Source organism: Gilliamella sp. Pra-s52 (assembly GCF_009795805.1).
Classification (GTDB): Bacteria; Pseudomonadota; Gammaproteobacteria; order Enterobacterales; family Orbaceae; genus Gilliamella.
Genome location: NZ_WTEY01000011.1, coordinates 12,669 through 26,151 on the forward strand (window position 1 = coordinate 12,669; position 13,483 = coordinate 26,151).

General features: G+C 34.3%; 10 protein-coding genes. 4 read left to right on the forward strand and 6 right to left on the reverse strand.

Going from position 1 to position 13,483, the window contains the following annotated elements:
• Positions 1-11: 11 nt before the first annotated feature.
• The 4 genes from add to GQ594_RS08485 all read right to left on the reverse strand — a co-directional run bounded on the left by add (position 12) and on the right by GQ594_RS08485 (position 4,863).
• Entirely contained in the window at positions 12-1,184 is a 1,173-nt protein-coding gene (gene add / locus GQ594_RS08470; protein ID WP_160412120.1) for an adenosine deaminase, read from the reverse strand.
• Between the two features lie 295 nt (positions 1,185-1,479).
• Complete coding sequence (locus GQ594_RS08475; protein WP_160400084.1) at positions 1,480-2,751, reverse strand: nucleoside permease; 1,272 nt, start codon at positions 2,749-2,751, stop codon at positions 1,480-1,482.
• 120 nt (positions 2,752-2,871) lie between these two features.
• Entirely contained in the window at positions 2,872-3,588 is a 717-nt protein-coding gene (deoD, locus tag GQ594_RS08480) for a purine-nucleoside phosphorylase (RefSeq protein ID WP_160400083.1), read from the reverse strand.
• A 42-nt stretch (positions 3,589-3,630) separates the two neighbouring features.
• Positions 3,631-4,863, reverse strand: a complete 1,233-nt coding sequence (locus GQ594_RS08485; protein WP_160412118.1) for a phosphopentomutase — start codon at positions 4,861-4,863, stop codon at positions 3,631-3,633.
• 439 nt (positions 4,864-5,302) lie between these two features.
• On the opposite strand from GQ594_RS08485, the gene murB reads away from it, so the two are divergent.
• Genes murB through birA form a run of 3 tightly spaced genes read left to right on the forward strand, consistent with a single transcriptional unit; the run spans position 5,303 to position 8,443 of the window.
• Positions 5,303-6,313, forward strand: a complete 1,011-nt coding sequence (gene murB / locus GQ594_RS08490) for a UDP-N-acetylmuramate dehydrogenase (RefSeq protein ID WP_160412116.1) — start codon at positions 5,303-5,305, stop codon at positions 6,311-6,313.
• 59 nt (positions 6,314-6,372) lie between these two features.
• Positions 6,373-7,515: an MFS transporter gene (locus tag GQ594_RS08495; protein WP_160412114.1), complete on the forward strand. Its 1,143-nt coding sequence runs from the start codon at positions 6,373-6,375 to the stop codon at positions 7,513-7,515.
• Entirely contained in the window at positions 7,490-8,443 is a 954-nt protein-coding gene (gene birA / locus GQ594_RS08500; RefSeq protein WP_160400079.1) for a bifunctional biotin--[acetyl-CoA-carboxylase] ligase/biotin operon repressor BirA, read from the forward strand. The genes GQ594_RS08495 and birA overlap by 26 nt, the downstream gene beginning before the upstream one ends.
• 52 nt (positions 8,444-8,495) lie before the next feature.
• Here birA and GQ594_RS08505 read toward each other — a convergent pair whose 3' ends face one another.
• Entirely contained in the window at positions 8,496-10,838 is a 2,343-nt protein-coding gene (locus tag GQ594_RS08505; protein WP_160412112.1) for a zinc/cadmium/mercury/lead-transporting ATPase, read from the reverse strand.
• A gap of 262 nt (positions 10,839-11,100) precedes the next feature.
• A complete protein-coding gene (locus tag GQ594_RS08510) occupies positions 11,101-12,006 on the reverse strand; it encodes a substrate-binding domain-containing protein (protein WP_237398341.1) in 906 nt (301 codons plus the stop codon).
• Between the two features lie 407 nt (positions 12,007-12,413).
• Between GQ594_RS08510 and GQ594_RS08515 the strand changes: the two genes are divergently transcribed.
• Positions 12,414-13,424, forward strand: coding sequence for a hypothetical protein (locus GQ594_RS08515; RefSeq protein WP_160412110.1), 1,011 nt, complete (start codon positions 12,414-12,416; stop codon positions 13,422-13,424).
• The last annotated feature ends 59 nt before the right edge of the window (positions 13,425-13,483 follow it).

Consider the following 13,483-nt stretch of genomic DNA (forward strand, 5'->3'; position numbering starts at 1 on the left):
TGACAACTAAATTAATTAATGGTCATGGCTAGTAATAATTTTTGATATTCTAAAAAGCGTTCGATAATTGCTGGATGATATCTTTTATCATTGATACACTTTTCTAACAATTGCTTATCATCAGATGTAAAACAAGCAAGAATTTTTTTAATTAATTGGGTTTTAATTGAATTTTCAATAAATGCAGCGTGAATACCGCACAGTGTAATATCAAGTAATTCTAATCGCGAAAATGCAAATATAGATTGAGCGATGTTATACTCTTTTTCTATATCGGTACCAAAAATCCCTGCATCATCCGTATTTAATGTAATGCGAACACCTTGGTCATAAAGCTGCCTGATGGGATGCTGATAAATATCACCATGTAGCTCATTAACTAAAATTCGATTGCTTGTTAAGGCAATTTCGAGGGTGATTTTTTTATTAATCAGTTCACCAATAAGTGTTTTGTCTTCAATAGCACGAATGCCGTGTCCAATTCTATTTGCGCCATGCTTAATGGCTTGAATAATACTTTGGGCTGAATCTATTTCGCCAGCGTGATACGATTTTTTTAGATTAAGCTCGGTAGCCAATTCATGAGCATCTTTAAAATCATCAAAATGACCTGCTTTTTCATTACCAGCGATATTGAAACCAGTAATAAATGGGTGAGGATTATTTTTAATGAATCGCAAAGTATCGTAAACCACGTTCGCACCAAGATGCCTAACACCGATTACATGATATCGTACGGTAATATCATATTGCTTACGAACGTCAATAATTGCCTTATCCATTTGCTTTAGTGTTTGGTGAAATCGATCTTGATTCCAAACAACATGTCCATCGTGGGATTGCGTTGCACAGATATGAAAAGGGGATATAAACAGCTCGCAATAAATTAACCCTTGTTTAGCATTTCTATTAAGAAAATCGTAAGTAATTAAATAGTAATCCTCTGGATTTTTTAGAAAGCTAGAAACAGTATCATATGTTTTGATAAATTCTTCAAACTTAGATTCGTCGTATGAATATCTACCATTTTTATACTCATTGGTATCATATTGATCGGGTTGGTAACATAAAGTTTTAGGGAATGGAATATTATTTTTTTGGGCTAATTTGTGAGCCATTATTGGGGTTATGCTTCCTTCAATGTGCTCATGTAATATGACTTTGGGTATTATTTGGTTGTTCATTTGATATTTAATTTCTTTAAATGAGCTAAATATGCTCTAGTAACAATGGCATAAAAAATTGATCAAAAAGATCAAAATAGTATACGCACATTGTGAATTATAGTTTCAGCTAGTCTACCTTGATAAGCTATCTTTCTGCTATTTATTTTGCATTATTTATTTATTTTTTGTGCGACAAATCATACTTTTTTAACTTTAACAATAAAGTTGGCTTGTTGATAACCAAAAAGGCAACAACCGATATTGTTGCCTTTATATTAGTAGTGTAAAATTCAACCTACCACACAATAATTGATTAATTAATGATTTGAGTGGCTTTTTCGTTAGTATTAATGTTTTCGTTAGAATTTTCGTTTTTAAATATCAACGCAAATACGACGGCTAAAATCAAAGAATAGCTAGCAAAAATAAGCCAAACGCTTTGCCAATCAATAACATCATTATTAGTATAATGATCGACAACAAAACCACTAATTACCGAACCTAAATAAGCACCAATCCCATTAGTCATCATCATAAATAGACCTTGGGCACTATTACGAATACTAGGGGAAACCGTTTTATCAACATACATGGAACCAGAAATATTATAAAAATCAAAGGCACATCCATAAACAATCATGGATAAAAGTAATAGCACAAAACCAAATGGTGATGGGTTACCATAAGCAAACAAGCCAAAACGAGCAACCCAAGCTAGCATACTAATTAACATCACATATTTAATGCCAAGGCGTTTCATAAAGAATGGAACGAATAGAATAAATACCACTTCTGAAATTTGAGAAATTGACAACAATACTGATGGATATTGAACAGCGAAGCTATTTGCATATTCAGGAATATCTTCAAATGAGCGAATAAAAGGATTACCAAAAGTATTAGTGATTTGTAAAATACCGCCAAGTAATATTGCAAATACGAAAAAGATAGCCATTTTGGGTTGTTTAAACAAAACAAACGCATCTAACCCCAAAGAAGTTATAAGTGATTTTTTTTCTGATTTTCCTTGAGAAGTTGAAATAAATGGTAAAGTAAGGGTATATAGGCTAAGTAAAATAGAACTTAATCCTGCAATATACAGTTGCATACTACTTAATTCTAATTTTAAAAAGCTCACTAGCCACATAGCAACGATAAAGCCAATTGTGCCAAATATTCTTATGCTTGGAAATTGTGTAATGACATCTAAACCTTGAGATTCCAAGCAAGAGTAAGAGATAGAGTTGGAAATTGCAATGGTTGGCATAAAGGCTAAACAGTGAATTAGCATAATAATGAACATCATAAAAGGTGATGTTATTGAAGCTGCTATAAATAGTGTAGCAGCACCGATCAAATGACAAATCATATATAAGCGGTTAGCAGGTATCCATCTATCTGCTACGACACCGAGTAAACCAGGCATAAATAGCGATGCTATCCCCATGGTTCCATATATAGAACCGACAGCAGTACCGCTAAATTTTAGGGTCTCCATCATATAAGAACCGAGGGTAATAAGCCAACTTCCCCATATAAAAAATTGTAGAAAAAATATAACTCTAAGTTTTTCCGTAGTGTTCATTTTGTTCCCTTATTAAACAAGATATTTATAACCTACTACACATAAATATAAATAAAAAGTCGTATTACTATCAATATTGATAAGTTAAAAAAAATGGCAGTGATTCTGCCATTTTTAATTTTAGTTTTGATTTAATAAAACAGATTCCAACGCAACAGTAATCATATCTTTAAAGCCTAGCTGGCGCTCTTGTGCTGACATGGCTTCGCCTTTGCGAATATGGTCTGAAACTGTACAAATAGCCAATGCTTTTGCGCCGTATTCTGCGGCAACGCCATAAATGCCAGCAGCTTCCATTTCAACACCTAAAATATTGTATTTTTCCATCACATCAAACATATCAAGTTCAACACTATAAAAAAGGTCGGCAGAAAAGAGATTACCCACTTTAACATTTACACCTAATTTTTTAGCTGCATTAACAGCATTACAAGTTAGCTCAAAATCAGCGATAGCCGCAAAATCATGATCTTTAAAACGTAAACGATTGACTTTTGAATCGGTACAAGCACCCATTCCCACAATGATATCACCCACGTTAACGTTAGGGCTTATAGCGCCACATGAACCAACACGGATAATGTTTTCAACGCCATAAAATTTAATTAGTTCGGTTGCATAAATAGAGCAAGATGGAATGCCCATACCATGCCCCATAACTGAAATTTTTTGTCCTTTGTAATAACCGGTAAAACCTAACATAGATCTTACATTAGTGACTTCTTGTGCATTTTCTAAAAACGTTTCTGCAATAAATTTTGCTCGTAGAGGATCGCCGGGCATTAAAACGGTTTTTGCAAAAGCATTATCAATGGCATTAATATGCGGGGTAGACATTAACTTCTCCTGATATTTGTTACTAAATTGGCATGACTTAAATTATTTCTTTTTTATAAACGATTTACCGTAATCCATTGGCGATAAATCAAAATAGTCAGCAACACTTTGCCCAATATCGGCAAATGTTTCACGATGGCCTAAAGAGCCCACTGGCACACTGTTACCATAAACGATGACAGGAATATGTTCACGAGTATGATCAGTACCAGTCCAAGTAGGATCGCAACCATGATCGGCACTAATAATTAGCAGATCCTCGGGCTGAATTAGTGCTAACATTTCAGGTAGGCGACTATCAAAATATTCTAATGCAGCGGCATAACCACAAACATCACGACGGTGACCATAAGAAGAGTCAAAGTCAACAAAATTGGTAAATACAATAGTATTATCTTTAGCTTGTTTTATTTCTTCAAGTGATGCATCGAAAAGTGCTTCAAGACCCGTTGCTTTAACTTTTTTAGTGATCCCAACTTGAGCATAAATATCGGCAATTTTACCGATTGATACTACTGTGCCGTGTTTTTCATCAACTAACTTTTTAATCACTGTTGGAGCAGGTGGTTCAACGGCAAGGTCATGACGATTACCCGTACGTACAAATTCGCCTGCTTTTTTACCGATAAATGGTCTAGCAATAACACGTCCAATATTGTAATTACCTTTATTTAGCTCATCACGAGCAATTTCGCAAATTTCATAAAGTCTATCTAAGCCAAAAGTTTCTTCATGGCAGGCAATTTGGAATACCGAATCAGCAGACGTGTAAAAAATAGGTTTATTAGAAGCCATATGCTCTTCACCTAGTTCATCAAGGATAATGGTACCAGATGAATGACAATTACCAAGATAACCAGGGAGTTTTGCGCGGGTAACAATTTTATCTAAAAGATCTTGAGGAAAGCTATTTGTAGTATTAGTAAAATACCCCCAGTCAAAAAGTACTGGTACACCTGCAATTTCCCAGTGTCCTGAAGGTGTATCTTTACCAGAAGATATTTCGCTAGCATAACCATATGAGCCAATAATTTTACCTTCAGTTTGCATGCCTTTAGGATAATTACCCGATGATTCATACGCTGCTTCGATTAAGCCTAATTGACCTAAATTTGGTAATTTTAATGGTCCACTGCGTCCTTGTTCAGCCTTACCTAATGCACAAGCTTCGGCAATATGTCCCAAAGTGTTAGCCCCTTCATCGCCATATTTTTTGGCATCTTCAGCACCACCGATCCCAAAAGAATCTAGGATCATAATAAAAACTCTTTTCATAATATCCTCTAATTGATAGACAACACTTAACTTGAGCACAATAAATATAATCAATTACAGCCAATCAAATATTGACAACTATCTTGGTGCTAACAGTAATTCATAAAAAATTGCTCAGCTAGTGGTTATATATGATAACAAAAAACAAAAAAGATTTAAGCATTGCTTTTATCAAATAGTCGAATATTTGTTAAATAATGCAATTAACTTGCGCCAAGTTATACTTTTTATAAAAAAATAACATCGTTTTAGCAAAACGAAGGCAATAACAAATTGATAAAAAATTCAAATGCATTTACAACTAAATAAATCATCAAATAACATTAGCCATGTGATAATATAGAAAGCAAATACAGTAGATTCCAAACCATAAAAATAACAAAGAAAATCGATTTGCATTTGGTATCTACTTCCACAAAAATAAAGGTAGTGATTATTGATGAAACAAAAAATTCCTAATACATTTGGTTTAAGTGTTTTTGCTCAAAATGTTATTACTGTTACGACTGTCGAACAATTACAACAAGTCTGGCAAGATAACATCCCAAATTTACCCATTATGATTATTGGCGAAGGCAGTAACACTCTATTTACATGTGATTTTGATGGTATTGTTATTGTTAATCGAATCAAAGGTATAACCATTGCCGAAACCGCCCAAGAATGGCATTTAAGAGTCGGCGCAGGTGAAATTTGGCATGATGTCGTATCACAAACAATCGAACAAAATATATCAGGGCTTGAAAACCTTGCTTTAATTCCTGGTTGTGTAGGTTCTGCCCCTATTCAAAATATTGGTGCTTATGGGGTTGAATTTCAAAAAGTAGCCGATTATGTGGAACTGCTTGAATTTGCTACAGGAAACATTATTACTGTCACAGATGGTCAATATGGTTACCGTGAAAGTATCTTTAAAAAAGCGTATTTACAAGGTTATGCCGTTGTCAATGTGGGCATTAAATTACCCAAACAATGGCAGCCTGTTTTAACTTATGGTGAATTACGAAACTTTGATCCACAAACAATCACCGCAAAAATGGTTTTTGATAAAGTGTGTGAAATCCGCCGTAGCAAGTTACCCGATCCTAAAGTACTTGGTAATGGTGGTAGCTTTTTTAAAAATCCTGTGGTCGATAAAATTGTTGCTGATAAGCTACTTGAAATTTACCCAACTATGCCAATATATCCACAAGCTAACGGAAAAACAAAATTAGCCGCAGGTTGGCTTATTGATCAGTGTGGCTTGAAAGGCTATCAAATAGGCGGAGCTGCAGTACATCAACAACAAGCGTTGGTATTAGTCAACAAAAAACAAGCAACTGCGCACGATGTCGTTGAATTGGCTCGTTATATTAAAAAATGTGTGGCACAGAAGTTCTTGGTGAATTTATCACCAGAAATCCGATTTATCGGCAACAAGGGCGAAATTGACGCAGACAGTTATTTATAATTAGCACTAAATTATAATTGCCCGCAAATTATAGCTCATAAATTATATGCGATAACATTATGAAACATTCGTACTCATTTCCTATTCTATTAACGAGTTTACTCTTTGTGACTATCTCGTTGTCGGCACTAAATACACAAGTACCATTATGGTTAGTGCGTAATGAGTTTTCGCTAGGGCAAATTGGGCTTGTAGGATCAAGTTATTTTACAGGTAACTTAATTGGTACTATTTTTGCCAATTGGTTTATTAATAAATTCAATGCGCGTCACACGTATACCTATAGTTGTATTATTTTTGCAATTGCAACAATCGGACTAGGTTTTTCAATGAATTTTTATAGTTGGATAATGTGGCGGTTTTTTATTGGTATTGCTTGTGCTGTAACGTGGGTGGTTATTGAAAGTTGTATATTGCTAACAGGTCCTGTGCGTACGCGTGGAAAAATGCTTGCAGTGTATCTGACCACTTACTATTTAGGCACGGTTTTAGGGCAGGCTTTATTGCAGTATTTTCCACAAGATGTATTGTATTTTGGGTTAGTTATCGCGCTACTGATGGGGCTAGCGATTTTATTTATTTTGCTCACCCATTATAAATTACCTAAAAGGAAAAAAAGCAGCTTTAACATTATGCCAATGATATTGAATAAGCCTTCTCGACTAGGCTTAACTGGTTGTGTGATTGCTGGTATGTTAATTGGATCATTATATTCACTTTTACCTGCTTATTATTCACATTTAGGTTATAGTGATATTCAAGTTGCAAATTGGATGATATTACTGATTTTATCGGGCGTCATTGCACAAATGCCTGCCAATTGGTGTGCAGATAAATTTGGACGGCAACGTGTATTATTAATTGAATCGTTACTGATGTTAATTGCATGTATTATGCTAATATTCAATTGGTTTGATGCATTAGCAATTATCTTATTAGGCGCAACCATTTACACTATTTACCCAATATCTATGGCTTGGGCTTGTTCTTGCGTTAAAAAACAAGATATCGTTGCCATGAATCAAGCTATGTTATTAACCAATACTTTAGGTAGTTTGATTGCGCCAGCGGTGATCGCCTTTATTATGGATAAAATGAATAATGCTTATTTATTTGTCAGCTTTGCTATAATCTCGTTATACTTCATTATGCTGTTAATTAAAAAAAGAGGAATGGATGCGCAACCACAACAACCCACTTAAATTAATTGAAATACTTGCAGATGGCAAATATCATTCGGGGGAAGAATTAGCGGTAATATTTGGCATAACACGTGCAGGCATCAATAAATACATTAAACAACTGCGTGAGTGGGGACTAGAGATAACATCTGTACAAGGTAAAGGTTATTGCTTGTCAGCTCCGCTTGATTTGTTAAGCAAAAACAAAATTGATCTACACTACCAATCCGATAGCCATTGTGAAATCTTACCGATTATCGACTCCACCAACCAATATCTAATGGATCGAATTGGTCAATTAACATCGGGCGATTGTTGTGTTGCTGAATTTCAATCAAAAGCAAGAGGGCGAAGAGGGCGAAAATGGTTTTCACCTTTTGGCACTAATCTATACTTTTCTATGTATTGGAAATTAGAACAAGGTGTGGCTGCGGCAATGGGACTAAGCTTAGTGGTGGGTATTGTGCTTGCTGACACGTTGCGTGCATTATCAGCTCAAGACATTAAAGTTAAATGGCCAAATGACCTTTATCTTAACGACCAAAAGTTAGCAGGTATATTAGTTGAACTTGCGGGTAAGACTGGCGATTGTGCTCATGTTGTGATCGGTATTGGTGTTAATCTAGTCATGACTAATCCTGATACCAACATCGTTAATCAAAAATGGGCTAATTTAGGCAAAGTTGATCGCAATTTGCTAGTTGCTCAAGTAGCCAAAACTTTGAAAAACAAATTAATCGACTTTGAACAACATGGTTTAGAACCATTTATTAACGATTGGCATAGACTCGATAACTTTGTCAATCGACCAGTAAAACTTATTATTGGTGACAAAACCATTCGTGGCACTGCAAAAGGCATTAACGAGCAAGGCGCACTAATGCTAGAACAAAATAGCAAAATTAACGCCTACATCGGAGGTGAAATATCCTTAAGAATTGATGATTAGTCACTTCACAACCTATTGCGCACAGTTTAAATGAAATAGGTTAATCGCTATTTTATTCACCTTTATTTTTAAATTTTAAAACACGAAGAGCATTTGCTGTTACAATCGCGGTTGCGCCAGAGTCAGCTAATACAGCTAGCCACAGTCCAGTGAAGCCTAACAAACTGGTCACTAAAAATACTAATTTAATTCCTAAAGCAATGGTAATATTTTGTTTAATATTACGATATGCAAAGCGCATTAAACGAATTAATTTAGGCAAACTTAACAGGCTATTTTGGGTTAGTGCGGCATCAGCTGTTTCAAGTGCAACATCAGTACCACTACCCATAGCAATACCTACGCTTGCGGCTTTCATAGCAGGAGAATCATTAATTCCATCGCCCACCATAGCAATAGCCGTTGTATTACGGATTTTTTCAATTTCTGCTAATTTATCTGTTGGTAACAGTTGGGATCGATAATCAATGTTGAGCTGCTTTGCAACCTGCTTTGCTGCACGTTCATTATCCCCAGTAAGCATCAAGGTTTTTAAACCTAATTGATGTAATTGATTAATTGCTGTTATTGCATCTGCGCGGAGCACATCTTGTAAAGCGATAATGCCCAATAAATTTTGGTCTGTTACTGCTACAATGACGGTTTTTCCTGCGGTTTCTAGCTGATTAACTATTTTTATTTGTTCATCGGTTAGTGCCATAGACACAGTCGATATTTTATTGGGTGATACAATATAAAAAATTTGCTGATTTATTTCACCTTGTATTCCAACGCCTGCAATTGTTTTACGATTATTGGCTTCCACAAATGGAATTTGGTTTTGCTTAACATACTCAACAATAGCTTTAGCCAGAGGGTGATGCGAACCACTTTCTATTGCTGCAACAATGGCAAGTAACGCTTCTGTTGAGTTTGCATTTTGATTAATAACATCGGTAATTTGTGGTTTGCCTTCAGTTAACGTACCAGTCTTATCAAACGCAACCAATTTCACTGAACCAATATGCTCTAACGCTGCGCCACCCTTAATTAATATCCCTTGCTTTGCCGCATTAGACAAGGCCGAGGTTATCACCGCAGGGGTTGATATCACTAGTGCACAAGGGCAACCAATTAATAACAATGTCAAACCACGATAAAACCAAGTATACCAATCTGCATTAAATAACACTGGTGGCACAACTATCACCAATAGTGCAAGCAAGGCAATTGCGGGTGTATAATAACGGCTAAACTTATCAATAAAGCGCTCAATAGGTGCTTTGCGCTCTTCGGCGTCTTCAATTAGCTGTAAAATACGATCAACGGCATTTTGTCCAACATCAGATACAACTTTAAGTTCAATGGTATTATCAACCACCAACGACCCGGCCAGAATTTTATCACCTGAAAGGTAATTTACAGGAATCGACTCGCCTGTTAAAGCGCTTTCGTCAATATTGGCTTGCTCGCTTATTAAAATCACATCAGCTGGCAAACGCCCTCCTGACGAAATTTCAATAATATCACCCGGTTTCAAATTATGGCTAGCAATGGTTTTTCGTTCGCCATCAATAATTATTACAGTTTCTTCAGGCATTAGCTTGGCAAGCGACGAGATTCCCTGTCTAGCTTTACTTGTTGCCACACCTTCTAGCATTTCGCCAATCATAAATAAAAATATAACCATGGTCGCTTCTTCGGCTGCACCAATAAATAAAGCGCCAATAGCCGAAATACTCATTAACGACTCGATAGCAAAAGGAGTGCCACTACGAGCTAAAATTAACGCCTCTTTTAGAATTGGAATCAATCCAATAATGGCTGTTACTATAAAAGCATATTCGCCAGCTGTTTTATTAAACAATAAAAGAAGGTAACTCACCACAATCAAGCCACCTAATACCGCTAAAGGAATAAGCGCCTTTTTATCGAAGCCGTGAGAATGCTCATGGTGGTGAGTATGTTCGGGAGTAGATTCAAAAATAGGGGTATAGCCTAATTCGGTGACTTTATCTTCAATCAATTTAATGGTTTTTTCATTTTTTTGCGGAACAAAAACCGCTAATTTTTGGGTAGAAAAGATAATTTTAGTTTGGCAAATATTCGGCAACGTTTTTAGTCCGTTTTCAATTTTTTGTGCACAGTGCGCACAATCCATGCCTTTTATTTTCCATATTAATTTAGTTTGTGAGCTTTGCCTGTCTGGATCATCGGGGGAATCGTCACACTGATTTTTTTTTGCTGTTGTATGGCAATCATCTGTATGGCAATCACCACCACAGCTAGGGATTGAGTCTTGATGACAATTTAGATCATGAGATAAATGTGCATGATTATGCGCCATATTTTTACAGTCACAATGACAACTTTCATGATGATGATTATGCTGTATAAATTTGTTATTATATAACATAACATTACCTCGATTTGGGGATGATTTTGATTGTACGCTAAAAAAAGGGAAAAGGAATCATTTTGTTTTAAATACATTAGATTTTTTCAAGAGCGTGAATTCCGAGGTAGTGGTTTTCCATGTTTGTTATCAGTAAGCCTTTCAGATTATTATTCTTGGTACATATATAGATACTAATTTACTTTTTATTTGCAAAAATCGTTCAGGAAAGGTATTGATTTTATTGAAGTTTTTATTTTGTCAAAATAAATCATTTCTATAATTAATAAAATATCGATTCTGCCTCTATAATTTTACAGCGCTTAGTAGGCTTTGTCGTACTTTTAATTAGCTCACATAGTAAAGTTGCTGATTTTTGCCCCATTTCAAACAACGGTTTATTTATTTTACTTAAATTATCTAGCTGATTATATTTAAGTTCTTTGGAAGCGCTAAAATATGATATTGTAAGCGGTTTTGTGAGTTTTGATTGGCTTTCATTGGCTTGGTGAACGGCACCTAAAACCATGTTATCAGGCGATTGGTTGTGGTCTTTATAATTATTTTTATCTAAACAATTTAAGCTAAAATTATCAGTACAAATAATCGCTGAAGGTGATTTAGTGCTGTTTATGAGTTTTTTTACCGCAGATCTGGCATGTTGATAGGTAAAGCAGCCATGAATAATATATTGAGGTTCAATAATAATATTAGCGCGCAATAAAGCTTGTTTATAGCCTTGTAACAAAAGCGTAGAACTAGTTAATTTTTCATTATTGAGCAAAATGGCAATTTTGGTATGTGACTTATCAATCAAATATTTTGTTATTTGGTATCCAATAAGTAAATGATCAAAGTGAACACAAATAAAATCCAGTGAAAAGTGATTAACTAAGACAATGGTTGGTAATGTCGTTTTATAAGTAACTAGCGTTTTTAAGTAAGGTGCATCATTAATAATAATGATGCCATCAAATGCATGTTGAGCAACATAACGAATAATATGATGGATATCAGTTTTATTATGATAAGGAAACTGCAAATAAAATATTTGAAACTGTTCTTCTTTTAAAACTTGCTCTAATCCTGCATTGATTAAGCTTTTTGAATAAAGTTGATTGTCGATAATTAATATTTTGCCACTATTATGTATGGGTTTATAGGGTTTGAAATTTTTTGACGTATCCATATTTAATTCCTCAATTGCTTGATAAACACATAACTGTATTTGAGGTGAGGTTAAATGTGGTTTTTTTAGCACTCTAGAAACCGAAGCGATAGAGGTATTCGCTTTTTGAGCAATTGTTGATAGGGTGATTTTTGTCATAATAATAAATAAAGTTAACTAAAATGACTTATCACTTTACTGATATTGATTTTTTTTGTAAGGGATCAAATTTTATTTTGTCGATCTGTGTTCCAAAATCTTTTTCAAAGATATTGAAATCAGTTTAGACGAAAGTGATTTATCAGAAAGATAAAGATACTAGAATAAAAAACTTGATTATTAAGAAATCAGGTAAAAAGTTGTGTTATTATTAATAAAAAAGATAAAATTGAGTTATTCAGAGATAAGGAAGTAAAAAGGAATCTTATATGATAAAAAAACGTTTACTTAGTACAATTTTATTTGCATTTAGTTATTGTGCTTATGGTCAATTACTTGATATTAATCCTAAATATCGTGGAGATCCTTTTTTTATTAATGTTAATATGCACCAATTGAAGCAAGATTGTGCAAAAAATGAAGATGAATATAATCAACTCAATAAACAGGACAAGTTAAAGTATGATAATCGTTGCCCTTTAAATAATTTGAAATTTGATTTTAAAAAGTTAGATAAATTAATCGATGATGATCCTGTTGTCTATAATGGTAATGACTTTCAATTAAAATTGAGTATTAGCCCAGTTAATCCTAAGAAAAAAAATGAGGAAGACCAGCCTAATTCTGGGCGAGATATTACGTTATCTTTAATTAGCAAAAATCAGGTAATAGATAAACTTCTTTTAGCCAATAACTCTTTTTCTAATAATCCTACTCTTTGGAATGGTTATCAACATTACTATCTTGCCCCAAGTGGGGATATTTACACACTATTGTCGATAAAATCAGAACCCGTTGAGGATGAGTCTGGGACTTTTCCTACATTATGGAAGCATTACAATATTGACGTTAGCAATATGAAATTTGTGCTTAAAGAGATGTTAATTGAAATGCCAGAAGCAACTTATCAAATTATTTATCCTAACCAATTTAATACTAATCTTCATAAAGGTGCTGTCGAATATGGTTTAACATTAGAAGAGTCAATAGCACTTTTTAATCAATCATCTAAGAATGGAACTTCTGATTATAGCCTTGATTTTAGAGTCTATAATTATTATCAAGATCAGCTAAAAGATAAAATAAAATTGCTTGATAACAAAAAACAACAAAAAGATTCATTTTCAGCATTAAAACAAAGTATGGATAAAACGTGTTTAAGTACACCTGATCCAATTCATGAAAGCGATATCGAACCTTATTTAGATAAGGTGCTTACTTGCTTAATTGAGCAGCATCGACAAGCAATAAAACACGCCGAAGATGAGTTAGGTAATTAGATGTTAATATAATAAGTGAATAAACTATAATTAAAAAAACTTGTATCAAAAAAGCCATC

Coding starts and splice junctions, on each gene's coding strand:
- add (WP_160412120.1), bottom strand. CDS start 1,184: ATGAACAACCAAATAATACCCAAAGTCATATTACATGAGCACATTGAA.
- GQ594_RS08475 (WP_160400084.1), bottom strand. CDS start 2,751: ATGAACACTACGGAAAAACTTAGAGTTATATTTTTTCTACAATTTTTT.
- deoD (WP_160400083.1), bottom strand. CDS start 3,588: ATGTCTACCCCGCATATTAATGCCATTGATAATGCTTTTGCAAAAACC.
- GQ594_RS08485 (WP_160412118.1), bottom strand. CDS start 4,863: ATGAAAAGAGTTTTTATTATGATCCTAGATTCTTTTGGGATCGGTGGT.
- murB (WP_160412116.1), top strand. CDS start 5,303: ATGAAACAAAAAATTCCTAATACATTTGGTTTAAGTGTTTTTGCTCAA.
- GQ594_RS08495 (WP_160412114.1), top strand. CDS start 6,373: ATGAAACATTCGTACTCATTTCCTATTCTATTAACGAGTTTACTCTTT.
- birA (WP_160400079.1), top strand. CDS start 7,490: ATGCGCAACCACAACAACCCACTTAAATTAATTGAAATACTTGCAGAT.
- GQ594_RS08505 (WP_160412112.1), bottom strand. CDS start 10,838: ATGTTATATAATAACAAATTTATACAGCATAATCATCATCATGAAAGT.
- GQ594_RS08510 (WP_237398341.1), bottom strand. CDS start 12,006: ATGGATACGTCAAAAAATTTCAAACCCTATAAACCCATACATAATAGT.
- GQ594_RS08515 (WP_160412110.1), top strand. CDS start 12,414: ATGATAAAAAAACGTTTACTTAGTACAATTTTATTTGCATTTAGTTAT.